Raw genomic sequence first — 22,424 nt, 5'->3', positions numbered from 1 at the left:
GTCGATGCTGGCAGCAACCGAACAGGCAGTCGCTGTTTACCCCCCAGAACTCTTTCGAAGCTGACGACCCCGAAAGCTACTCCCGATGACCCGTGCGCCGGTGTACCGGCTCTCCCCTGTTTTGGATGGCCTGCGCTTAAGGATAGTTGGGAATTCGGGAGGTAAAGGCGAGATACGTAATTAGTTGTGGCTGACCGTTCGTCTGCCACCGCGCGAGCCCGCGGCAGCCGGGGCTTGCGCATGACAAAAAAATTATTCGGAGGTGCCTTGCGCCGTTTCCGCAGGATAAGTCGTACGCCACAGCTCAAAACCGCCATCCATGCTGTAGACGTCGGAGAAACCCTGGCTGATCAGGTAGGCAGCGGCACCCTGGCTGGAGTTGCCGTGATAGCAGACCACCACGGTTGGCGCGTCCAGGTCGGCACTCTGGATGAAGGCGTGCAGGGAGTGGTTGTCCAGGTGCTTCGAGCCGCTGATGTGCAGGGCGGCAAAGGTCGCAGGATCGCGGACGTCGACCACCACTGCGCCTTGTTCGCGCAGGGCCTGGGCCTGTTCCGGGGGGATACGTTTGAATTCGCTCATGGCGGGCTCCTGTGGCTCGGCTGAAAGCGCAGTCTAGCGCGGGGCGCTGGCTGACGATGGTTCGGAAATCTGTGGGACGACTGGCGGCATCGCGGCATGGCCACGTTCGTCGCATTTGCAGGACAGGCGTTCGCCCGTGTCTACGTTCATCAGGGTCAAGGCACCGCCCCAGACGCAGCCGGTATCGAGGGCTGAGACGTTCGGCTCCTGGACCTTGCCTTCCAGCGCTGCCCAGTGGCCGAAGATGATCTTCAGGTCGCGGGTCTTGCGTTCCTTGTGCTGGAACCAGGGCTTGTAGCCTGCAGGGGCGGTGTCGAGGCCTTCCTTGCTCTTGAGGTCAAGCTTGCCCTCGGCCGTACAGAAGCGCATGCGCGTGAAATAGTTGGTGATCACCCGTAGGCGTGTCACACCCTTGAGGTCGCTGTCCCATTTCGCTGGATCGTTACCGTACATGCCATCGAGGTAGGGTGGCAGCAGGTTGTCGTCGCGCAGGGCGGTCTCGACTTCGGCGGCGTATTTCAGCGCTTTGCGCAGCGACCACTGCGGTGGAATGCCGGCATGCACCATCGCAATGTTGCGCTGTTCGTCGTAGTGCATGAGTTTTTGCTGACGCAGCCATTCCAGCAATTCGACGCTATCGGGGGCTTCTATGATCTCGCACAGGGTGTCGGTTTTCTTCAGGCGTTCGATATTCTTCCCGGCCGCCAGCAAGTGCAGGTCGTGGTTGCCGAGCACGCACACCAGCGACTGGCGAATGCTATAGAGGAAGCGCAGGGTTTCCAGCGACTGCGGGCCACGGTTGACCAGGTCGCCCACCAGCCACAGACAATCTTTTGCCGGATCGAAGGCGACCTTCTTGAGCAGGCACTGCAATGCGTCGAGGCAGCCTTGCAGGTCGCCAACGGCAAAGGTCGCCATCAGTGCAAGGCTCCGGGCACCGCCAGGCGGAACGGGGCGATGGTGGCATCGAAATGTTTGCCATCGCCAGCGAGCATCTCGTAAGTACCCTGCATGGTGCCGACTTTGGAGGTCATTACGGTCCCGCTGCTGTAGGTATGGCTTTTACCCGGCTCGATCAGCGGTTGCTGGCCAACCACGCCCGCACCACGAACCTCCTCGACATGTCCATCGCCATCGGTGATGACCCAGTGCCGTGACAACAGTTTGGCCGGTAACAGGCCGTTATTTTGCACAGTGATGGTGTACGCGAAGGCAAAACGCTCTTGCTCGGGTTGCGACTGTTCTGCCAGATAGCGGGTGACGACGCTGACGTCGACCTGATAACGAGGATCGGACATGCAAAGGGCCTTAAAAACGAAGCGGAACGCGGGGCGTAACTGATGAGTCAGTCTAGGCCAGGTATCGGATAGTAAACCAGACATGGGCGCTGGTGTCCTACCCGATAACGCTTCAGTTCTGTCAGGCGTCCGCGGGTTTTTGTAGGACTTGTTCGCTGAGCTTGTCGGCAAGGCGCACGAAGGCTGCCAGGTCGAGCTGCTCGGGACGCAAGCTGCCATCGACCCCAGCGGCTTCGATTTCGGCATTGCTCAGCAACAGCTTAAGTGTGTTACGCAGGGTTTTGCGGCGCTGGTTGAAGGCCTCACGCACGACGCGCTCCAGCAAACGGTGGTCCTTTGCCGGGTGCGGCAATACTGCGTGGGGGACCAGGCGCACGATGGCCGAGTCGACTTTCGGCGGCGGATTGAATGCGCCAGGACCTACGTTGAACAGGTGTTCGACTCGGCAGTGGTACTGAACCATGATCGACAGCCGGCCCCAGTCACCGCCGCCAGGTCCTGCCGCCAGGCGCTCGACCACTTCCTTTTGTAGCATGAAGTGCATGTCGCGAATCAGGTGGGCGTTGTGCAGCAGGTGGAAAATCAGCGGGGTAGAGATGTTGTAGGGCAGGTTGCCGACCACACGCAGGCTGCCTGGAGCAGCGTTCAGGCTGGTGAAGTCGAACTTCAGTGCGTCACCCTGGTGCAGGTTGAAGTTGCTCTTGCCGGCGAACTGCTGGTTGAGGATAGGGATCAGGTCCTTGTCCAGTTCCACCACATCGAGCTGGGCGCCGCTGCTGAGCAGGCCTTGGGTCAATGCGCCCTGGCCAGGGCCGATTTCCAGAAGACGGTCTTCGGCCTTGGCATGGATGGAACGCAGGATGCGGTCGATAACGCCAGCATCGTGCAGGAAGTTCTGGCCAAAGCGCTTGCGCGCCTTGTGTTGGTATTGCTCGGTCATAAACGGGTCTCGGCCATCTGGTAGGCGGTTTCCAGGGCGACTTGCAGGCTGCCGGTGTCGATTTTGCCGCTGCCGGCCAAATCCAGGGCGGTGCCGTGGTCGACCGATGTGCGGATGATCGGCAAGCCGAGGGTCACATTGACTGCTGCGCCGAAGCCTTTGTATTTCAGCACAGGCAGGCCCTGGTCGTGGTACATCGCCAGCACTGCGTCGCAATGCTCCAGATATTTGGGGGTAAACAGAGTGTCGGCGGGCAAGGGGCCGCGTAGGTCCATGCCTTCGCCGCGCAGGCGCTCTAATGTGGGTTCGATGATATCGATTTCTTCATGGCCCAGGTGTCCGCCTTCTCCGGCATGGGGGTTGAGCCCGCACACCAGGATGCGTGGCTTGGCGATACCGAATTTTTCCTGCAGATCGGCGTGCAGGATGCGCGTCACCCGCTCCAGGCGTTGCGGCGTGATTGCATCGGCAATCTCGCGCAGGGGCAGGTGAGTGGTAACCAGCGCTACCCGTAGGCCGCGGGTAGCGAGCATCATGACCACTTGCGCGGTATGGGTCAGGTCAGCGAGGAACTCCGTGTGCCCGGAAAACGCTATACCGGATTCATTGATCACGCCTTTGTGTACCGGCGCGGTGATCATGCCGGCAAAATGCCCGTCCAGGCAGCCTTGGCCGGCGCGTGTCAGGGTTTCCAGGACGAAAGCGGCGTTGGCCTTGTCCAGTTTCCCGGCGACGACCTTGGCTTTGAGCGGTGTATCCCAGACATACAGGCTGTTGGCGGGAGCGGGAACATCCGGCCAGTTGTCTGGCGTGACGGGCAGCACATCGACAACCACACCCAACTGCGCGGCCCGCTCAAGGAGCAGGTCGCGGCTGGTAATGGCAATCAGGGGGTGCGGCTGGGCTTGCGCGGCGAGCAGCAGGCACAGGTCGGGACCTATGCCGGCCGGTTCGCCGGGTGTCAGCGCGAAACGCTTGGGTTTCACTGTGCTGCCTGGTCGGCGCCAGGGAGTTTGATTTCCACGTACGCTTCGTCACGGATCTGACGCAGCCAGGTTTGCAACTCTTCGTCGTATTTGCGGTTACGCAGTACGGTCATCGCTTGTTGCTCGCGAGCCTGGTTGGTGCTGTCGGTGGCGCGACGGCCAAGGACTTCCAGGACGTGCCAGCCGTATTGAGTCTGGAACGGCTTGGACAGCTGACCTTGTGGGGTCTTGGCCATCACTTCGCGGAACTCCGGAACCAATACACTCGGGTCGATCCAGTTCAGATCGCCGCCGTTGAGCGCGGACCCCGGATCTTCCGAGTAGCTTTTTGCCAGTTCGCCGAAGTCTTCACCCGATTCGATGCGGCTGTAGAGCGACTCGGCCAGGGCCTTGGTTTTTGCTTCGTCACGGATCGGACTTGGTTTGACCAGGATGTGACGAACGTGCACTTCATCACGCACCTGCGCTTCACCGCCACGCTTGTCGGTGATCTTCAGGATGATGAAGCCACCTGGCGTACGCATTGGCTGGGTGATATCGCCAACAGCCATGGTGCTCAACAGGCGATCGAAGGGTGGTGGCAGTTGAGCGGCTTTACGCCAGCCCATGTCGCCGCCTTCCAGTGCGGTTTCGCTGGCGGATTTGGCCAGGGCCAACTGAGCGAAGTCAGCGCCTTGCTTGAGTTGCTGGTAAACCGCGTCAGCCTGTTTGGCCGCATTCTGAATGGCGTCGGAATTGGCGCTTTCCGGCGTGGCAATCATGATGTTGGACAGGCGGAACTCTTGGGACAGCTGCATTTTGCCAAGGTCTGAAGCGAGGAAGTTTTTGACTTCCTGCTCGGACACCTGGATACGCTCGGCCACACGGCGTTGGCGCACGCGGCTGATGACCATCTCACGACGGATCTGGTCACGAGCATCGTCGTAGGACAGGCCATCGTGAGTCAGTGCCGCGCGAAATTGCTCAACCGACATGTTATTGCGCTGGGCGATGGTGCCGACAGCCTGGTTCAGTTCTTCATCGGTGATACGGATGCCGGAACGTTCGCCGATCTGCAGTTGCAGGTTCTCGACGATCAGGCGCTCGAGCACCTGTTGCTCCAGTACGCTGGCCGGAGGCACGGCGGAGCCGCGCTTGGCGATGGTTTGCTGGACTTCATGGACCCGTTGGTCCAGTTGGCTTTGCATGACCACGTCGTTGTCGACAATGGCCACCACTTTATCGATGGACTGTACCGCGGCGTTGGCCGCGGTACCCAGGAACAGCGCGCCCAGCAGCAGCGGGCGCAGACAATCAGAAAGCTTGGTCTTCACGTTCACGATAACCTTGGATGCCTTTGTCGAGGAAACTCTCTACTTTGGCGCCGGTGAGGCCGCCGAGTCCCTTCAGAACAATTTGGAGGAAGACGCCATGGTCGCCTTTTTCGTTTTCCGGAGCGTCTTGACTGGTTTCGTCATAATCGACCCAGTAACGGTTGATCAGGCGCAGTTTCCAGCAGCAGTTGTCGTACTCGAAGCCACCGAAGGCTTCCAGGGTACGGTTGCGGTTGTAGTCGTACTGCCAGCGGCTGATGACGTTCCATTGCGGCACGACTGGCCAGATCACCGAGAAGTCGTGCTGTTCGATCTTGTAGTAGTCCTTCACGTAGCCAGGCTGGCCCGGGGTGCCGTAATCGCCACCGCCCACCGACCATGTACCGCTGTTCTGGTCGTAACGAACTTGGTCGTTGCGATAGCGATAGCCGGCGTTGATGACCTTGTTCGGGTTGTCTTCAGGCTGGTAATGGAACATCGCGCTGCCCGAACGAGGACTGCGGCTGTCCGGATCCCAGTTGTAATCGGCAGTAGTGCGCCAGTCGCGGTTCCAGCGATATTCATATTCCAGCGCATAAGGCGAAACACTCGATTGCGAGTCTTCACGGGTTCTGGCATCGATACCTGGCAACTGGACTTTGCGGTCCTTGAAATAAAAGGCCTGGCCGACGGCAATGCGTTGGCGCTCGAAACCGTTTTCTTCGATCCAGCGGCTGGTCACGCCCAAGGACAGTTTGTTCTCGTCGCCGACACGGTCGGAGCCCGAGAAGCGATTGTCGCGGAACAGCGATGCATAGTTGAACGTGTACTCGCTGGTGTCGAATACCGGAATGTCTTCCTGGTCCTTCTCGGGTACGTAGAGGTAGAACAGGCGTGGCTCAAGGGTCTGGTTATAGTTTTTGCCAAACCAGTTGGTCTTGCGATCGAAATACAGGCCGCTGTCGATACTTGCGATCGGCACGCCGCGGTTCTGGTTGCTGTCGAACGTGCCGTTGAGCCGGTCCTGTTCTGCATTCTGCGCGGCAACCTGGCTTTTCCCGATGCTATCCAGGTCCAGTTGATACTGCGTGTACTGGTACTTGAGTTTTGGCGTCAGGAAGCCATAGCCCGCTTCCATTGGAAAGCTGACGGCTGGCGCAAGGTTGAGTCGATCGCCATTGGCGCGAGCCAGGCCTTGAACGTTGGTGTCGAGACGCGGCTCAACATTGCCGTCTTCATCAGTGTAGTCGCCGTTCTTCAAGTCCCGGTCGAACCGCACGAGCTCGGTGTCATAGGTGAAGTTCAGACCGCCTGGACGATCCGGCAGCGCACCATTGAAGGTGATTTGCGGCAAACGGTCGTACGGCGTGATGTTCGACACAGTCGCCAGCTGATAAGCCTGGGCATTCACGCGAGCGGTGTAGCTGTCGCCACGGTAGCTGACGGCACCTTGCTGGTTGACGTAGTCGGCACTCTTCACGCCAATTTGATCGGTCTGCAGGTCCTGGAAGTAATAAGGGTCGCTGATCTTGGTGTAATCGACTTCCGAGAATACACGCGAATCAAGACCACCCTTGTGCTGCCAGTTGTACATGTAGCGGGTTTTATCGTAATCGGTCTGCAGCTTGCGATCGTCGTTCTCGTCATTGAGGTACGCGGCGCCGAACTGGCCTTCGCTGGACTTGGTGAGGTAGCGGAATTCGCCTTCCATCAACAGGCCGCGATCGCTCATGTAGCGCGGGTACAACGTGGCATCGTAGTTCGGTGCCAGGTTGAAGTAGTACGGCGTGACCAGCAGGAAGCCGGTATCGCTGCCGGTGCCGATGGTCGGCGGCAGGAAGCCGGATTGACGACGGTCGTCGATCGGGAAGTAGATATACGGCGTGTACAGGACCGGAATGTCCTTGACCCGCAGCGTCACGTTGGTCGCGGTACCGAAGCCGGTTGCCGGGTTCAGGGTGATGTTGTTGCCCTTGAGCTGCCAGGCGTTGCTGTTCGGTTCGCACGTGGTGTACGTACCATCCTTGAGACGGATGATCGCGTTCTCGGCACGCTTGGCGTACAGCGCGTTACCGCGGATGCGCGATTTGTGCATCACGTATTCGGCGTTGTCGACCTTGGCTTCACCGGTATCGAGCTGCACATCGGCGTGGTCACCCACGATCAGTGCACCGTTGTCGCGAATGCGCACGTTGCCGCTCAGCTCACCCCGGCTCTCGGCCTGGTAGAGGTTGGCTTCGTCCGCTTCGACCTGCATGCTGCCCTGGCGCATGACCACGTCACCGGCCAGGGTGGCGACTTGCTCATCCTGCTTGTAGCGGGAAGCTTTGGCGCCGATAAAGGTTGGGGCGTCACTTTTATTCGTCTTGTCATTCATGCCAGGACGAATCGGTTCGATATAGGAACCAGAACAATAAGGACCGGTTTCGGCCAATTGTGCTGCAGTGAGTTGCTCGCGTGGAACCCAGTCGAGGTGGCTATAGTCTGCGCTACGCGACTTCAGGCCGCGGCCTTTGGATTCGGTGACCAGTGCAGGTTTGGCGCCTGTCTCTTCGCTGGCGCCCGTTTCGGCGGGTGTCTCGCCGGTGGCGCTGACGGCGCTGCCTTCATGGACAGGACGCGGAGGCAATGCCGCCGCCGGCGATTTTGGCGCACAATTCCAGGCACCCGAAGCGGAGACCGAGCAGTCATACTGTTCCGCGGCGACCACGAAAGGGCTGGCCAAGGGTTGCAGAGCCAGCAAACTGCCGGTCATCAACAACGGAAATTTTTTACGAAACGCGGGGGATTTCAATGCCATCTTAATAGTCCGGGCTTCCTGCGTGCCATCTGCCCGCGGTGTGGGCCGCACGCCTCTCGATGGTCTGAAAAAGATGCTGGATAATAAAGCATGACCCGCTTGACGGCTAGCGCCGTCGGAGACCCTTGCAATGCCTGACCAAGATCTACGTTTGCAACACCTTAAAGTTTGGCTCGATGAGCAATTGGCAATCCTTTTTGCGCAACAGGGATGGGGTGCCGTCCCCCCGGCCACGTTGACTGCGGCCAGCAGCGATGCGAGTTTTCGGCGCTATTTCCGTTGGGAAGGTGCCGGTAGAAGCTTGATCGTGATGGACGCGCCACCGCCCCAGGAAAACTGCAAGCCGTTCGTGGATATCGCTTTTCTGCTGGCGAAATCCGGAATAAATGTGCCGAAAATCTACGCCGAGGACCTTGATCGCGGATTTCTTTTGCTCAATGACCTGGGCAACAAGACGTACCTGGACGTGATCGACAGCGCGAACGCCGACGATCTGTTCAAGGATGCCCTGCAAGCGCTACTGGCGTTCCAGCAATTGCCGATGGTTGCACCACTGCCGAGTTACGACGTGGCGTTGTTGCGTCGCGAGCTGCAATTGTTCCCGGAGTGGTACGTCAAGCATGAGTTGGGCATCGAGTTCGATGCGGCGCAGCAAGTACTCTGGCAGCAGGTCAGCGATCTGTTGATCGACAGTGCCCTGGCCCAGCCGAAAGTCCTGGTGCACCGCGACTACATGCCGCGCAACCTGATGCTCAGTGAGCCCAATCCCGGCGTGCTGGATTTTCAGGACGCTGTCTATGGTCCTGTCACCTACGATGTGACCTGCCTGTTCAAGGATGCCTTCCTCAGCTGGCCTGAAGAGCGCGTGCGCGGCTGGCTGGAAAGTTACTGGGAGCAGGCAGCGGCGCTGGATATCCCGGTGCAGCCCGACTTCGAAGACTTCCTGCGCGCCAGCGACCTGATGGGTGTGCAGCGTCACCTGAAAGTGATCGGTATCTTCGCGCGCATTTGCCACCGTGACGGCAAGCCGCGCTACCTGGCTGATGTGCCACGCTTCTTTGCGTATATAGATGCAGTGATTGCGCGTCGTCCTGAACTGGCTGAGCTGGATGTATTGCTGGCCAGCCTGCGTGCTGGAGTGACGGCATGAAGGCGATGATTCTGGCGGCAGGCAAGGGTGAGCGCATGCGTCCCTTGACCTTGACCACGCCCAAGCCGCTGGTTCGTGCCGGTGGCGTGCCGCTGATCGAGTATCACCTGCGAGCGCTGGCCGCTGCCGGGTTTACCGAGATCGTGATCAATCACGCCTGGCTCGGTCAGCAGATCGAAGACTACTTGGGCGATGGTTCGCGCTACGGTGTCAGCATTCGCTACTCGGCCGAAGGCGAACCCTTGGAAACCGGGGGCGGAATCTTCCGCGCGTTGCCGTTGTTGGGTGACGAGGCTTTCCTGGTCGTCAATGGGGATATCTGGACCGACTACGATTTCAGCGTGTTGCATCAACCTATCGCCGGGCTGGCACACCTGGTGCTGGCCGACAACCCACCCCACCACCTTGCCGGTGATTTCAACCTGACCGGCGACCAGGTCCGGGACGGTCAGCCGGACACCGCCACCTTGACCTACAGCGGTATCGCCGTGTTACATCCTCAGTTGTTCGATGGCTGCTCGGCAGGGGCCTTCAAGCTTGCGCCGCTGCTGCGCAAGGCCATGGCTGACGGGCAAGTAACTGGCGAGCGCCTGAAGGGGCTTTGGGTCGATGTCGGTACCCACGAGCGTCTTGCCGAAGCTGAAACACTGATCGAAGCGAGCCGCTGAGATGCTGTGGCCAGCGACGCTGATCGGAGCCGGAGCAGGCTTTGCCATCGCCAGCATTCCGGGGGCCATGCTCGGGGCCTTGCTGGGGCAGGTGCTGGACAGGCACCTGCACCTGCAGAGTTGGGCGCATCTGCGTGAAAAACTCGGGGGGCGACCGGTCCTGCGCAACGACGAGTTGTTGTTTGTGTTGTTGGGGCGCCTGGCCAAGTGTGACGGAAGGGTCGTGGAGGGGCATATCCAGCAGGCCCGCGCGGAGATGTGTTCCCTGGAAATGTCCGAATCGGCACAGCGCCGGGCTATTGCCGCGTTCAATCGGGGCAAGGCGGGCAATGACCGGTTACGTGGCCATTTGCGCCGGCTGAGGTCTCAACCCTTTGCCGCAGAAGGGGTCTTGCGCGCTTGCTGGAGGATGGTTTGGGCCGATGGTCATGCGGGCAGCCGTGAGCGTGAACTGGTCCTCCAGTGGGGCAGCTGGCTGGGGTGGAGCGCGCCACAGGTCAAGGGGTTGGCGGCCGAATATGAGCCGCAGCATCGACCGTTGGTCAGCAGTGTTACAACCTATCAGGACGCCTTGCGGCTGTTGGGGGTGTCTGCCACCAGCGAGCCCGCCCAGATCAAGCGTGCCTATCGACGCCTGCTCAGTCGCCATCACCCGGACAAGATTGCCGGCAGTGGTGCGACGGCGTCACAGGTTCGCGAGGCCACCGACAAGACGCGCGAGCTGCACAACGCCTATACATTGATTCGTCAACGGCGGGATTTTCGCTAGCCGCAGCGAGTTTTGTCGACGGCGACCCGGTCAATCAGCCGCCGCGTTTTGTGGATTCAACCAGCCGCGGACCCGGCGCACCAGTTGTTCCTGTTGCGCCTTGTTGTTGCCGGGCAAAGCCTTGAGCGAGACCTGGCTGAAGGCCGAGGTCTTCAAGCGTTTGCTGGCTTGCAAGCGGGCCAGCGCCGCGTTGCGATCCAGCGGTTTGTCCATATAGAAAAGGTCGGCGGTAGGCAGTTTGAGGGTTGGCGTGAGTTCGTCCAGTTCCGGTGTCACGTTGCTCGGCGTCTGCGCGGCGACCATGACGAAGCGCTCGACTTGCGCTGTCTGCTTCTCGCTCAGATAACGCGCGGCCCAATAAGCACCCGTGCCATGCCCCAGCACGACGATACTGCGGGCGCTTTGCTGTTCGGCAAAAGCGATGGCCGCGTCGATTCGGGCGAAGATTCGCTCGGCATCAGCCTTGGCCTGCTCGTCGGCGGAGTCGATGACGGCTTTGTCTGCCACCTCGGCTTCGCCGCCCGCCGCCTGTTCGATGGGGGGCGCGGTGGTCGAGTCTTTGCTGCCGACATCCGGCGCCTTGGGGGTTGGAGCGGGTTCAACCACGCGTGGCGCAATGGCATCGCTTTGCAAATCAGGCAAGGTGATACTCAGGCTGCTCCATTGGGCATCCGGCAATTGACGGCGCAGCGGACCGATTGCTTGCGGCCAGTCAACAGTTTCACCGGCGCCCGGGATGATAATCACAGCGCCTTTGGGATCAGCGGAGTTGGCCGGCTTCCAAAGGGCCAGGAACGTAGCGCTGCCCGCTTGCAGTTGCTGCTGTTCCTGAAGCGGAATTTTTCGCTCGAGTGCAGTAGCGTCTTCCTGACTACGCTCAGGCAACGGCTGACGTTCGAGCGGTTTTTCTTCGGCGGGTTTTACCGCCGCGGCAGCTGCCGGGTCGGCGGCCTCAACGGAAAATGCACATGGCAGGATCAGCGACAGGCACAATGCTGGCAGTGCCAGGCGGTAGACAGGGAGCATCGGATATTCCAGGCCAGAAGTTATTCCGGCAGCCTAATGGGTTGGTCAGGGTTTGTCAGTGTGTGAGAGTTCGATGATGCTTTTACGCTGCCTGTGGGTTATCGGCTGTTTGTGGCTGCCCTTGACGGGCTGGGCGACGGTCGCGCCACCGGCGCATGTCGCGCCATTGTCGGCAGGCCAGCAACAATGGCTGGCGCAGCAGGGCGATTTGCGGGTGGGACTGGTGTTGCAAGCGCCCTACGCCCAGTACGACCGCCGCTTGCAGCGCCTGTCCGGGGTCAATGTCGAGCTGATGAAGTGGCTGGCCAAGTCGCTCAAGGTCGAACTGAGCTGGCGCAACTTTCCCGACCTGGAGCAACTGGAAGCGGCCGCTCGCGCAGGCGAAATCGACATCGCCCCGGGGCTGACGCAGACCCCTGGCGGTCTGCGTCTCTGGCAGTTTTCAGATCCGTACATGCGGGTGCCGCAGCTGGTGGTCAGCGACCAGAAAAGCACCGGTGCAGTGGAACTGGAAAAGCTCGACAGCCAGACCCGCGTCGCCGTACGCATGCCCAGTACCACCGCCGACTACCTGCGCGCCAACTATCCGCATTTGAACCTGCAGGGTGTACCGGTCGAACGCCAGGCATTGCAGCTGCTGCTGAGTCAACAAGCCGCCTACGCGGTGGTCGACGAGGCGCAATTGGGGCGGTTGTCCGTCGAACCGGAGTTCGCCGGGTTGGTGGTGGTCGGTGATATCGGCTTGCCCCAGCTGCTGCGGGTGGCGACGCGGCGCGACCTGCCGGAGTTGGCCGGTATCGTCGAAAGCGCGCTGCGGGCGATCCCGGCCAAGGACCTGGAGGCGCTGCACAACCAGTGGCTGCAACCCAAGTATCCACGGCTCACCGAATCCCGGGGGTTCTGGCAAAACCTCTGCCTGCTGTTGTTGGTGGTGGCGCTCAGCGCAATGGCCATCGTGTTCTGGCAACGGCGCCAGCAGCATAGCCTGGAGCAGCGCCTGGTAGCGGCGCAGGCAGACATTGCCTTGCGCGCCGCCAGCGAAGAGGCTCTGCGGCTCACGCAGTTTTCCATCGACCAGAGCACCGTTGGCATCCTGTGGGTGAACTGGGACAGTCATGTTCGTTATGCCAACCGTGCGGCCGAAACCATGCTGGGCTATCCGCCGGGTGGGATCATCGACCGGCCATTGATCGAGTTCGAGCCAGGCTTGCACATGGATCGCTGGTTGAACCTGTGGAAGCGCGCCAGGGCCAGCGACGATGCGCCACAAAGTTTCGAAACCAATTGCCTGCGGGCCGATGGCAGCGTGCTACCGACCGATGTCTCCTTGAGCTTTCTGCGCTTTCGCGATGGCGAGTACCTGGTGGTCTATCTCACCGATGTCACCGAACGTCGCCGCGCCCTGGCGGCGTTGCAGGAAAGTGAAGCGCGCTTGCAAGGGATCGCGGCGAATGTGCCTGGCCTGGTCTTTCGCCTGGAACGGGCGCCGGTGACAGGTCAGATCGACTTTGCCTACATCAGTGAAGGCAGCGAGAGCCTGGTGGGCTACTCGCCGGCGACCCTGGCCCATCGTGACAAAGGCCTGCGCAGTCTGGTGCATCCGGACGACAAGGCGAGCTATCACCAGACCCAGGACCATGCATTGGACACCGACAGCGACTGGTCCTGGCAGGGACGAATCCTGACACGCCAGGGCGAGCAGCGCTGGGCTGAGATCAAGGCGATCACCCGGCAACTCGAGGACGGTGCCTACGTCTGGGATGGCATTGTCTGGGACATCAGCGAAAGCAAGCGCATCGAACTGGAACTGGCCAGTTCGCGAGAGCATTTGCGCGAATTGTCTGCGCACCTGGAGAGCGTTCGGGAAGAGGAGAAGGCCCGCATTGCCCGGGAAGTACACGATGAACTGGGGCAGATGTTGACCGTGCTCAAGCTGGAAACCTCCATGTGCGAGCTGGCTTATGCGCAACTCGACCCAGGGCTGAACGAACGCTTGAACAGCATGAAGCGTTTGATCGCCCAACTGTTCCAGCTGGTACGCGATGTGGCGACGGCTTTGCGGCCACCGATCCTCGATGCCGGGATTGCCTCGGCCATCGAATGGCAAGCGCGCCGCTTCGAGGCGCGCACGCAGATTCCGTGTCTGGTTCAGGTGCCGGAAAATTTGCCGGTGCTCAGTGATGCCAAGGCCATCGGCTTGTTTCGCATCCTGCAGGAAGCGCTGACCAATGTCATGCGTCACGCCCAGGCGCATACTGTCGAACTGACGCTGGCTCTTGAGGGCGACGATCTGTGTCTGACCGTCAGCGATGATGGCGTAGGATTTGTCGCCTCGAGCGGCAGGCCAACATCCTTTGGGGTGGTCGGCATGCGCGAGCGGGTGTTGATCATGGGCGGGCAACTGTCCCTTGAGAGTGAGCCGGGTGAGGGCACGACCCTGACCGTGCGAGTACCCTTGGATGAGGAGACGTAAGTGATCCGTGTACTGGTAGCCGAAGACCACACCATCGTTCGCGAAGGCATCAAGCAATTGATTGGCCTGGCCAAGGACTTGCTGGTGGTGGGGGAGGCGAGCAATGGCGAACAGTTGCTGGAGACTCTGCGGCATGTGCCCTGCGAAGTGGTATTGCTGGATATCTCCATGCCGGGTGTCAACGGCCTCGAGGCGATTCCGCGGATTCGTGCATTGAACAATCCGCCAGTGATCCTGGTGTTGTCGATGCACGACGAGGCGCAGATGGCTGCGCGGGCCTTGAAGGTCGGTGCGGCGGGCTATGCCACCAAGGACAGTGATCCAGCCCTGTTGCTCACAGCTATCCGCCGGGTTGCAGCGGGAGGCCGCTACATCGACCCCGACCTGGCCGACCGGATGGTCTTCGAAGTCGGCCTGACCGATTCGCGGCCGTTGCACTCATTGCTCTCGGAACGTGAGTTCTCCGTGTTCGAACGCCTGGCCCAGGGCGCCAACGTCAACGACATTGCCCAGCAACTGGCGCTGAGCAGCAAAACCATCAGCACCCACAAGGCGCGGTTGATGCAGAAACTCAACATCACCTCGCTGGCGGAGCTGGTGAAATACGCAATGGAACACAAACTCCTCTAAGACGCCGATCCCTTCGTAGGAGCCGGCTTGCCGGCGAAGGCGTCCTCGAAATCGCCTTCGTCGGAGCGCCGCCCGCAGCAAGCTGGCTCTTTCGTTCGATTCCATGCCCGTATCCATTTACGACATCTCGCCCACGCGCTTTTGACGATTCCTGCGGCTTGCAGCTGACAACTTGCCGCTGCGTTTGCCAAAACGCGCCATCCTTGTAGGGCAATCCCTACCCCCAGTCTTCCAGAAGGCTGAGGCGATTCTCTCTTGCCCCCCGATTTGCGCGGTCCCCAGCGTCCACTAGGCTTAGTCCACAGCAGTCATCAATAACAAAGGTGTGGGTATGAGCCAGGTCGATTCAAGTGCAGGGGCCAATGATGTTCTGGTCAGCTTTCGTGGAGTGCAGAAGAGCTACGACGGCGAGAACCTGATCGTCAAAGACCTCAACCTGGACATTCGCAAAGGCGAATTCCTCACCTTGCTCGGGCCGTCCGGCTCCGGCAAGACCACCAGCCTGATGATGCTCGCCGGTTTCGAAACACCGACTGCGGGGGAAATCCTGCTAGCGGGGCGTGCCATCAATAACGTGCCGCCGCACAAGCGCGACATCGGCATGGTGTTCCAGAACTACGCGTTGTTCCCGCACATGACGGTGGCCGAGAACCTGGCGTTCCCGCTGACCGTGCGCGGCTTGAACAAGAGCGACGTCAGCGAAAAAGTCAAAAAAGTCCTGAGCATGGTGCAGCTCGATACCTTCGCCCAGCGTTACCCGGCGCAACTGTCCGGTGGCCAGCAGCAGCGCGTGGCACTGGCCCGCGCACTGGTATTCGAACCCCAGCTGGTGCTGATGGACGAACCCCTCGGCGCACTCGATAAGCAACTGCGCGAACACATGCAGATGGAAATCAAGCACCTGCACCAGCGCCTGGGCGTGACCGTGGTCTACGTGACCCACGACCAGGGCGAAGCCCTGACCATGTCCGACCGTGTGGCAGTGTTCCATCAAGGCGAAATCCAGCAGATCGCACCGCCGCGCACTCTTTATGAAGAACCGAAAAACACCTTCGTTGCCAACTTCATCGGCGAAAACAACCGCCTCAATGGCCGCCTGCACAGCCAGACCGGCGATCGTTGCATCGTCGAGCTGGGTCGCGGTGAAAAAGTGGAAGCCCTGGCCGTCAATGTCGGCCGGACCGGTGAACCCGTCACCTTGTCCATTCGCCCGGAACGCGTGAGCCTCAACGGCTCCAGTGAGTCCTGCGTCAACCGCTTCTCGGGAAGGGTGGCGGAATTCATCTATCTGGGCGACCACGTCCGGGTTCGCCTGGAAGTCTGTGGCAAGACCGACTTCTTCGTGAAACAACCGATTGCCGAGCTGGATCCTGCGCTCGCGGTCGGCGACGTGGTACCGCTTGGCTGGCAGGTCGAACACGTTCGTGCGCTCGACCCACTTCTAGAGGCGCATTAATCGCCCCGGCAATACCAACACCAACCCTGCACGTGGAGAGAACAATAAATGTTGAGATCCCTGAAATTCACCGCTTTGGCACTGGGCATGATGGGGGCAGCCAGCGCAATGGCGGCTGGCCCGGACCTGACCGTGGTGTCCTTTGGCGGGGCGAACAAGGCTGCGCAGGTCAAAGCCTTCTACGCACCGTGGGAAGCGGCAGGCAACGGCAAGATCGTGGCGGGCGAGTACAACGGTGAAATGGCCAAGGTCAAGGCCATGGTCGACACCAAGAGCGTCTCCTGGGACCTGGTGGAAGTCGAGTCGCCGGAACTGTCCCGCGGTTGCGACGAAGACATGTTCGAACAGCTCGACCCGGCCCTGTTCGGCAAGAACGAAGACTACGTCAAAGGCGCTATCCAGCCATGTGGCGTAGGTTTCTTCGTGTGGTCGACTGTATTGGCCTACAACGCCGACAAGCTGAAAACTGCACCGACCAGTTGGGTGGATTTCTGGGACACCAAGCAGTTTCCGGGCAAGCGCGGCCTGCGTAAAGGCGCGAAGTACACCTTGGAATTCGCTCTGATGGCCGACGGCGTAGCGCCGAAAGACGTCTACAAGGTATTGGCCAGCAAGGATGGTCAGGACCGCGCGTTCAAGAAACTCGATGAACTCAAGCCAAGCATCCAGTGGTGGGAAGCCGGCGCACAACCGCCGCAGTACCTCGCTTCCGGTGACGTGGTCATGAGCTCGGCCTACAACGGTCGCATCGCTGCCGTGCAAAAAGAAAGCAACCTGAAAGTGGTGTGGAACGGCGGCATCTACGACTTCGACGCATGGGCCATTCCAAAAGGCCTGGATGCCAAGCGTGCGGAAGCGGCGAAGAAATTCATCGCCTTCTCGGTGCAGCCACAGCAGCAGAAGACCTACTCGGAAAACATCGCCTACGGCCCGGCCAACACCCAGGCTGTACCGTTGCTGGCCAAGGATGTCTTGAAAGACATGCCGACCACCCCGGAAAACATCGCCAACCAGGTGCAGATCGACGTCAGCTTCTGGGCTGACAACGGCGAGCAGCTGGAACAGCGCTTCAATTCCTGGGCTGCAAAATAAGACCACTGCGTGGGCTTATCGATCGTTCCCACGCTTAGCGTGGGAATGCCGCCCAGGACGCTCCGCGTCCCTGTGACGCAGAGCGTCACTGGGTGCGTTACCACGCAGAGCGTGGGAACGATTAGGACCAAATGTTCGAGGGGGCGCATGCCACCTCAGTAACGATCAAAGATTTCCGGAGTACGCCATGGCTATCGCCGTTCCCGTGAACGCGGGCACTGACCCCACCTTGAAGCAGCGGCTCAAGCATGCCGAGCGGGTCAACCGCTGGAAGGCCCAGGCGTTGATCGCGCCGCTGGTGCTATTCCTGTTGCTGGTGTTCCTGGTGCCAATCGTGGCGCTGCTCTACAAAAGCGTGGGCAACCCGGAAGTGGTCGGCGGCATGCCGCGCACCGTGGCAGCCATTGCCAGCTGGGACGGCCGAGGCCTGCCTGCCGAACCGGTGTACAAGGCGGCCAGCGAAGACCTCGCCGAAGCGCGCAAGAATCAGACCCTGGGCGACTTGTCCAAACGCTTGAACATGGAACTGGCCGGCTATCGCAGCCTGCTGACCAAAACCGCTCGCGCCTTGCCGTTCGCCACTGAGCCGGCCTCTTATAAAGAAGCGCTGGAGGGTCTCGACGAGCGCTGGGGCGATCCGGCCTACTGGCAAGCCGTGCGTCGCAACACCAGCAACATTACCCCGTACTATTTGCTGGCGGCCGTCGATCACCGCATCGACGACCTCGGCGAAATCGCCCCGGCCACCCCGGACCAGGCGATCTACCTCGACATCTTCGCCCGCACCTTCTGGATGGGCCTGATCATCACCGTGATCTGCCTGGCGCTGGCGTATCCCCTGGCTTACCTGCTGGCGAACCTGCCGTCGCGCCAGAGCAACCTGTTGATGATCCTGGTGTTACTGCCGTTCTGGACGTCAATCCTGGTGCGCGTCGCGGCGTGGATCGTGTTGCTGCAATCGGGTGGCCTGATCAACAGCGGCCTGATGGCCATGGGTATCATCGATAAGCCGCTCGAGCTGGTATTCAACCGGGTCGGTGTCTACATCTCCATGGTGCACATCCTGCTGCCGTTCATGATCCTGCCGATCTACAGCGTAATGAAAGGCATCTCGCCGACCTATATGCGCGCCGCCATATCCCTCGGCTGCCACCCGTTCGCCAGTTTTTGGCGGGTGTATTTCCCGCAGACCTATGCCGGTGTCGGCGCTGGCTGCCTGTTGGTGTTCATCCTGGCCATCGGCTACTACATCACGCCGGCGTTGCTGGGCAGCCCGAACGATCAGATGGTCAGCTACTTCGTCGCCTTCTACACCAACACCAGCATCAACTGGGGCATGGCGACCGCGCTCGGCGGGCTGCTGCTCCTGGCGACCGTGGTGCTTTATCTGATTTACAGCTGGCTTGTGGGCGCCAGTCGCCTGCGCCTGAGCTAAGGGGAGAATGAAATGCTGAGTCCTTATATGTCACCCATCGAGCGGGTGTGGTTCTACAGCTTGCGGATTCTCTGCGGCTTGATCCTGTTGTTCCTGATCCTGCCGGTGCTGGTGATCATCCCGCTGTCGTTCAACTCCGGCAGTTTCCTGGTGTACCCGCTGCAAGGCTTCTCGCTGCAGTGGTACCACGACTTTTTCGCCTCGGCGGAATGGATGCGCGCCCTGAAGAACAGCATTATCGTCGCCCCGGCGGCAACCGTGCTGGCCATGGTGTTCGGCACGCTGGCGGCCATCGGCCTGACCCGGGGCGACTTTCCCGGCAAACCGCTGGTGATGGCCCTGGTCATTTCGCCGATGGTGGTGCCGGTGGTGATCATCGGTGTGGCCAGCTATCTGTTCTTTGCGCCCTTGGGCCTGGGCAACAGCTTCTTCTCGCTGATCGTGGTGCATGCGGTGCTGGGCGTGCCATTCGTGATCATTACCGTGTCGGCGACGCTGCAAGGGTTTAACCAGAACCTGGTGCGTGCCGCTGCCAGCCTCGGTGCTTCGCCACTGACGGCGTTCCGCCGGGTGACCTTGCCGTTGATCGCGCCCGGGGTGATTTCCGGTGCGTTGTTCGCCTTCGCCACTTCGTTCGATGAGGTGGTGGTGACGCTGTTCCTCGCCGGTCCTGAGCAAGCGACCTTGCCGCGGCAGATGTTCAGTGGCATCCGCGAAAACCTCAGCCCGACCATCGCCGCTGCCGCGACGTTGCTGATTGCCTTCTCGGTGATCCTGCTGCTGACCCTGGAATGGCTGCGTGGCCGCAGCGAGAAACTGCGTACCGCACAGGTTTGAAGTCAAACCGGTAACAATGTGGGAGCGGGCTTGCTCGCGAAAGCGCAGTGTCAGTTGACGTATAAGTCGAATGACGCACCGCCTTCGCGAGCAAGCCCGCTCCCACATTGGATTTCCCTCGGACGTTCGGTCATTCACCGCCTGAATACCAGACCACCCCCAATCCCCAGCTACTATTGTGCCCAGCTCCCCTACCTGTAAGAGGCTGCGCACATGGGTCTTTCCTCTTTCAAAATCGCTCACAAACTGATCACCGGCGCTGAGGCCATCGAGCAACTGTCCGCCGAACTGACGCGCCTGGATATCGACCACCCGCTGATCGTCACCGACGCTGCACTGGTCAAGTCCGGCACGGTAGAGCTGGCGCTGGCACAGTTGGGTGGGCGCAGCTACGAAATCTTCGACCGGGTGCTGCCGGACCCGGAAATCGCCATCGTTGAGGACTGCATGCGGGTTTACCGCGACGGTGGGCATGACGGTCTGATCGGCCTGGGTGGCGGGAGTGCCATCGACATCGCCAAAAGCGTGGCGGCCTATGCCGGTTACCACGGCGCGCTGGAAGATCTGTTCGGTATTGACCAGGTGCCGCGCAAAGGCCCGCCGTTGATTGCCATCCCGACCACGGCTGGCACCGGTTCCGAGGTCACCAACGTGGCGATCCTTTCCGACAAGGTCGCGCAGTTGAAGAAAGGCATCGTCAGCGATTACCTGTTGCCGGACGTGGCTCTGGTCAGCCCACAGATGACCCTGACCTGTCCGCGTGGTGTCACGGCGGCCAGTGGTGTCGATGCGCTGGTGCATGCCATCGAGTCCTACCTGTCGGTCAACGCCTCGTCGATTACCGACGCCCTGGCCATCGGCGCCATCAAGCTGATTGCCAAGGCGCTGCCCAAGGCGTACGCCAACCCGTCCAACCTGCAGGCCCGCGAGGACATGGCCACCGCCAGCCTGATGGCGGGCATGGCGTTCGGCAATGCCGGGGTGGGGGCGGTGCATGCGCTGGCGTATCCCCTGGGTGGGCGCTTCAACATTGCCCATGGCGTCAGCAATGCCTTGCTGCTGCCCCATGTCATGACCTGGAACAAGATGGCCTGCGTTGAACGCATGCAGGATATTGCCGACGCCATGGGCGTGAGAACTGCTCATATGAGCGTCAATGAAGCGGCCGACAAAGCCGTGGAGGCCATGGCCGAGCTGTGCGCGGCCGTGGAAATCCCCCAGGGGCTGCGCAGTTTCGGAGTTCCAGAGGAGGCCATTGCGGCGATGGCCGTGGAGGCGGCGGGGATCGAGCGCCTGATGCGCAACAATCCGCGCCGGTTGAGTGCTGTCGATATCGAGAAAATCTACCGGGCGGCCTACTGATCATCGCGCTTTCGGTGCGCGGGCCAAAGCATGAGGTATACAATGCGCGCCATCGTGATTCTGCTCAGAAAAGGTGCGTCATGCAGCCCTTCGTAATTGCTCCGTCGATTCTTTCCGCCGACTTTGCCCGCCTGGGTGAAGAAGTGGACAACGTCCTGGCCGCCGGTGCCGACTTCGTGCACTTCGATGTCATGGACAACCACTACGTGCCGAACCTGACCATCGGCCCGATGGTCTGCTCGGCGCTGCGCAAGTACGGCGTAACCGCGCCTATCGACGCGCACCTGATGGTCAGCCCGGTGGATCGCATCGTCGGTGACTTCATCGAAGCCGGTGCTACCTACATTACCTTCCACCCGGAAGCGACCCAGCACATCGACCGCTCCTTGCAACTGATCCGCGAAGGCGGCTGCAAGTCCGGCCTGGTGTTCAACCCGGCGACGCCGCTGGACGTGCTCAAGTACGTGATGGACAAGGTCGACATGATCCTGCTGATGAGCGTCAACCCGGGTTTCGGCGGGCAGAAGTTCATCCCGGGCACCCTCGACAAGCTGCGTGAGGCGCGCGCGCTGATCGACGCTTCGGGTCGTGACATTCGCCTGGAAATCGACGGCGGCGTCAACGTCAACAACATTCGTGAAATCGCTGCAGCGGGCGCCGACACCTTCGTGGCCGGTTCGGCGATCTTCAATGCGCCGAACTACCAGGAAGTGATTGAGAAAATGCGTGCCGAACTGGCGCTGGCTCGTCCATGAGTGGCTTTGAGCAGCTGTTCCCGGGATGCCTGCCAAGGCTGGTGATGTTCGACCTGGATGGCACCTTGGTTGACTCGGTCCCCGACCTGGCGGTGGCTGTGGACAAAATGCTGCTCAAGCTCGGTCGCGCACCGGCCGGTATCGACGCGGTGCGTGAATGGGTGGGCAATGGCGCGCCGGTGCTGGTGCGCCGTGCGCTGGCCGGCGGTATCGACCATTCGGCGGTCGATGACGCCGAGGCCGACAGTGCACTGGAAATTTTCATGCAGGCCTATGCCGATAGCCATGGCTTGACGGTGGTCTACCCCGGTGTGCGCGATACCCTCAAATGGCTGCAAAAGCAGGGCGTCGAGATGGCGCTGATCACCAACAAGCCGGAGCGCTTCGTCGCGCCGCTGCTGGATCAGATGAAAATCGGCCGCTATTTCAAGTGGATCATCGGCGGTGACACCCTGCCACAAAAAAAACCCGATCCGGCGGCGCTGTTTTTCGTGATGAAAATGGCCAACATCCCGGCCTCGCAATCCTTGTTCGTCGGCGATTCGCGCAGCGATGTGCTGGCGGCGAAAGCGGCGGGGGTCAAGTGCGTGGCCTTGAGCTACGGCTATAACCACGGGCGTCCGATCGCCGAAGAGTCACCTGCGCTGGTAATCGACGATCTGCGCAAGCTAATTCGCGGTTGCCTGGACCCGGCCGCTGAGATAACGTTGGCCGACGCTGTTCAACCCCCTTCTGGAAACGCCATCGTGGTGGTCACCCGCAAACTCTGGATGAAAGTCATCAAGGCCCTGGCCCGCTGGCGTTGGCGCGCCTGACTAGATCCTGGCCGGTCATCCGGCGCGTTTGCATACCTGACTGTTAGAACCTCAAGCC

General features: G+C 60.7%; 20 protein-coding genes. 12 read left to right on the top strand and 8 right to left on the bottom strand.

Annotated elements, in window-relative coordinates; translation table 11 throughout:
• Positions 1-252: 252 nt before the first annotated feature.
• The 7 genes from glpE to BKX96_RS15395 form a co-directional block, all read right to left on the bottom strand.
• Positions 253-582 carry a thiosulfate sulfurtransferase GlpE gene (gene glpE / locus BKX96_RS15425; protein WP_046818189.1) on the bottom strand — a complete coding sequence of 110 codons (330 nt, stop codon included), beginning with the start codon at positions 580-582 and terminating at the stop codon, positions 253-255.
• 33 nt (positions 583-615) lie between these two features.
• On the bottom strand, positions 616-1,500 hold the full coding sequence (locus tag BKX96_RS15420) for a symmetrical bis(5'-nucleosyl)-tetraphosphatase (RefSeq protein WP_046818188.1): 885 nt from the start codon (positions 1,498-1,500) through the stop codon (positions 616-618).
• Positions 1,500-1,880, bottom strand: coding sequence for a Co2+/Mg2+ efflux facilitator ApaG/CorD (gene apaG, locus BKX96_RS15415; RefSeq protein ID WP_046818187.1), 381 nt, complete (start codon positions 1,878-1,880; stop codon positions 1,500-1,502). The genes BKX96_RS15420 and apaG overlap by 1 nt, the downstream gene beginning before the upstream one ends.
• 121 nt (positions 1,881-2,001) lie before the next feature.
• The gene (gene rsmA, locus BKX96_RS15410; RefSeq protein WP_046818186.1) at positions 2,002-2,820 is read right to left on the bottom strand and encodes a 16S rRNA (adenine(1518)-N(6)/adenine(1519)-N(6))-dimethyltransferase RsmA; all 819 of its coding nucleotides are present in this window, start codon (positions 2,818-2,820) and stop codon (positions 2,002-2,004) included.
• Complete coding sequence (pdxA, locus tag BKX96_RS15405; RefSeq protein WP_077184564.1) at positions 2,817-3,806, bottom strand: 4-hydroxythreonine-4-phosphate dehydrogenase PdxA; 990 nt, start codon at positions 3,804-3,806, stop codon at positions 2,817-2,819. Before pdxA ends, rsmA begins: the two co-directional genes overlap by 4 nt.
• Entirely contained in the window at positions 3,803-5,125 is a 1,323-nt protein-coding gene (gene surA, locus BKX96_RS15400) for a peptidylprolyl isomerase SurA (RefSeq protein ID WP_179092154.1), read from the bottom strand. The genes pdxA and surA overlap by 4 nt, the downstream gene beginning before the upstream one ends.
• The gene (locus tag BKX96_RS15395; RefSeq protein ID WP_077184560.1) at positions 5,100-7,898 is read right to left on the bottom strand and encodes an LPS-assembly protein LptD; all 2,799 of its coding nucleotides are present in this window, start codon (positions 7,896-7,898) and stop codon (positions 5,100-5,102) included. Before BKX96_RS15395 ends, surA begins: the two co-directional genes overlap by 26 nt.
• Positions 7,899-8,028: 130 nt before the next feature.
• On the opposite strand from BKX96_RS15395, the gene BKX96_RS15390 reads away from it, so the two are divergent.
• The 3 genes from BKX96_RS15390 to BKX96_RS15380 are packed head-to-tail and all read left to right on the top strand — an operon-like array spanning position 8,029 to position 10,485.
• Positions 8,029-9,048 (top strand): aminoglycoside phosphotransferase family protein, encoded by a 1,020-nt coding sequence (locus tag BKX96_RS15390; protein WP_077184558.1) that lies wholly within the window; start codon positions 8,029-8,031, stop codon positions 9,046-9,048.
• Entirely contained in the window at positions 9,045-9,716 is a 672-nt protein-coding gene (gene murU / locus BKX96_RS15385) for an N-acetylmuramate alpha-1-phosphate uridylyltransferase MurU (protein WP_046818181.1), read from the top strand. Before BKX96_RS15390 ends, murU begins: the two co-directional genes overlap by 4 nt.
• A gap of 1 nt (position 9,717) precedes the next feature.
• A complete protein-coding gene (locus BKX96_RS15380) occupies positions 9,718-10,485 on the top strand; it encodes a DnaJ domain-containing protein (RefSeq protein ID WP_077184556.1) in 768 nt (255 codons plus the stop codon).
• A gap of 30 nt (positions 10,486-10,515) precedes the next feature.
• On the opposite strand, the gene BKX96_RS15375 is transcribed toward BKX96_RS15380, so the two are convergent.
• Entirely contained in the window at positions 10,516-11,511 is a 996-nt protein-coding gene (locus BKX96_RS15375; RefSeq protein ID WP_077184554.1) for an alpha/beta hydrolase family protein, read from the bottom strand.
• A 73-nt stretch (positions 11,512-11,584) separates the two neighbouring features.
• On the opposite strand from BKX96_RS15375, the gene BKX96_RS15370 reads away from it, so the two are divergent.
• The 9 genes from BKX96_RS15370 to BKX96_RS15330 all read left to right on the top strand — a co-directional run bounded on the left by BKX96_RS15370 (position 11,585) and on the right by BKX96_RS15330 (position 22,366).
• Complete coding sequence (locus BKX96_RS15370) at positions 11,585-13,984, top strand: PAS domain-containing sensor histidine kinase (RefSeq protein ID WP_046818178.1); 2,400 nt, start codon at positions 11,585-11,587, stop codon at positions 13,982-13,984.
• Positions 13,985-14,614 carry a response regulator gene (locus BKX96_RS15365; RefSeq protein WP_020798801.1) on the top strand — a complete coding sequence of 210 codons (630 nt, stop codon included), beginning with the start codon at positions 13,985-13,987 and terminating at the stop codon, positions 14,612-14,614.
• Between the two features lie 331 nt (positions 14,615-14,945).
• On the top strand, positions 14,946-16,070 hold the full coding sequence (locus BKX96_RS15360; RefSeq protein ID WP_046818177.1) for an ABC transporter ATP-binding protein: 1,125 nt from the start codon (positions 14,946-14,948) through the stop codon (positions 16,068-16,070).
• 48 nt (positions 16,071-16,118) lie between these two features.
• Complete coding sequence (locus BKX96_RS15355; protein WP_077184552.1) at positions 16,119-17,162, top strand: polyamine ABC transporter substrate-binding protein; 1,044 nt, start codon at positions 16,119-16,121, stop codon at positions 17,160-17,162.
• Between the two features lie 187 nt (positions 17,163-17,349).
• Positions 17,350-18,597 carry an ABC transporter permease gene (locus BKX96_RS15350; RefSeq protein ID WP_046818175.1) on the top strand — a complete coding sequence of 416 codons (1,248 nt, stop codon included), beginning with the start codon at positions 17,350-17,352 and terminating at the stop codon, positions 18,595-18,597.
• A gap of 12 nt (positions 18,598-18,609) precedes the next feature.
• Positions 18,610-19,434 (top strand): ABC transporter permease, encoded by an 825-nt coding sequence (locus tag BKX96_RS15345; protein WP_008061581.1) that lies wholly within the window; start codon positions 18,610-18,612, stop codon positions 19,432-19,434.
• A 213-nt stretch (positions 19,435-19,647) separates the two neighbouring features.
• Entirely contained in the window at positions 19,648-20,796 is a 1,149-nt protein-coding gene (locus tag BKX96_RS15340) for an iron-containing alcohol dehydrogenase (RefSeq protein ID WP_077184550.1), read from the top strand.
• Positions 20,797-20,876: 80 nt separating this feature from the next.
• Positions 20,877-21,551 carry a ribulose-phosphate 3-epimerase gene (gene rpe / locus BKX96_RS15335; protein WP_046818173.1) on the top strand — a complete coding sequence of 225 codons (675 nt, stop codon included), beginning with the start codon at positions 20,877-20,879 and terminating at the stop codon, positions 21,549-21,551.
• Positions 21,548-22,366 (top strand): phosphoglycolate phosphatase, encoded by an 819-nt coding sequence (locus BKX96_RS15330; RefSeq protein ID WP_046818172.1) that lies wholly within the window; start codon positions 21,548-21,550, stop codon positions 22,364-22,366. The genes rpe and BKX96_RS15330 overlap by 4 nt, the downstream gene beginning before the upstream one ends.
• The last annotated feature ends 58 nt before the right edge of the window (positions 22,367-22,424 follow it).

It is taken from the genome of Pseudomonas putida (genome assembly GCF_001976065.1).
In the GTDB taxonomy this organism is placed as follows: Bacteria; Pseudomonadota; Gammaproteobacteria; order Pseudomonadales; family Pseudomonadaceae; genus Aquipseudomonas; species Aquipseudomonas serbica.
Note: the sequence above shows the minus strand (reverse complement) of the source record. Positions and strands in the feature narration are given on the sequence as shown.

Bases quoted from the DNA above. Each gene is read 5' to 3' on its own strand.
- glpE (WP_046818189.1), bottom strand. From the start codon at position 582: ATGAGCGAATTCAAACGTATCCCCCCGGAACAGGCCCAGGCCCTGCGC.
- BKX96_RS15420 (WP_046818188.1), bottom strand. From the start codon at position 1,500: ATGGCGACCTTTGCCGTTGGCGACCTGCAAGGCTGCCTCGACGCATTG.
- apaG (WP_046818187.1), bottom strand. From the start codon at position 1,880: ATGTCCGATCCTCGTTATCAGGTCGACGTCAGCGTCGTCACCCGCTAT.
- rsmA (WP_046818186.1), bottom strand. From the start codon at position 2,820: ATGACCGAGCAATACCAACACAAGGCGCGCAAGCGCTTTGGCCAGAAC.
- BKX96_RS15395 (WP_077184560.1), bottom strand. From the start codon at position 7,898: ATGGCATTGAAATCCCCCGCGTTTCGTAAAAAATTTCCGTTGTTGATG.
- BKX96_RS15390 (WP_077184558.1), top strand. From the start codon at position 8,029: ATGCCTGACCAAGATCTACGTTTGCAACACCTTAAAGTTTGGCTCGAT.
- murU (WP_046818181.1), top strand. From the start codon at position 9,045: ATGAAGGCGATGATTCTGGCGGCAGGCAAGGGTGAGCGCATGCGTCCC.
- BKX96_RS15380 (WP_077184556.1), top strand. From the start codon at position 9,718: ATGCTGTGGCCAGCGACGCTGATCGGAGCCGGAGCAGGCTTTGCCATC.
- BKX96_RS15375 (WP_077184554.1), bottom strand. From the start codon at position 11,511: ATGCTCCCTGTCTACCGCCTGGCACTGCCAGCATTGTGCCTGTCGCTG.
- BKX96_RS15370 (WP_046818178.1), top strand. From the start codon at position 11,585: ATGATGCTTTTACGCTGCCTGTGGGTTATCGGCTGTTTGTGGCTGCCC.
- BKX96_RS15360 (WP_046818177.1), top strand. From the start codon at position 14,946: ATGAGCCAGGTCGATTCAAGTGCAGGGGCCAATGATGTTCTGGTCAGC.
- BKX96_RS15355 (WP_077184552.1), top strand. From the start codon at position 16,119: ATGTTGAGATCCCTGAAATTCACCGCTTTGGCACTGGGCATGATGGGG.
- BKX96_RS15350 (WP_046818175.1), top strand. From the start codon at position 17,350: ATGGCTATCGCCGTTCCCGTGAACGCGGGCACTGACCCCACCTTGAAG.
- BKX96_RS15345 (WP_008061581.1), top strand. From the start codon at position 18,610: ATGCTGAGTCCTTATATGTCACCCATCGAGCGGGTGTGGTTCTACAGC.
- BKX96_RS15340 (WP_077184550.1), top strand. From the start codon at position 19,648: ATGGGTCTTTCCTCTTTCAAAATCGCTCACAAACTGATCACCGGCGCT.
- rpe (WP_046818173.1), top strand. From the start codon at position 20,877: ATGCAGCCCTTCGTAATTGCTCCGTCGATTCTTTCCGCCGACTTTGCC.
- BKX96_RS15330 (WP_046818172.1), top strand. From the start codon at position 21,548: ATGAGTGGCTTTGAGCAGCTGTTCCCGGGATGCCTGCCAAGGCTGGTG.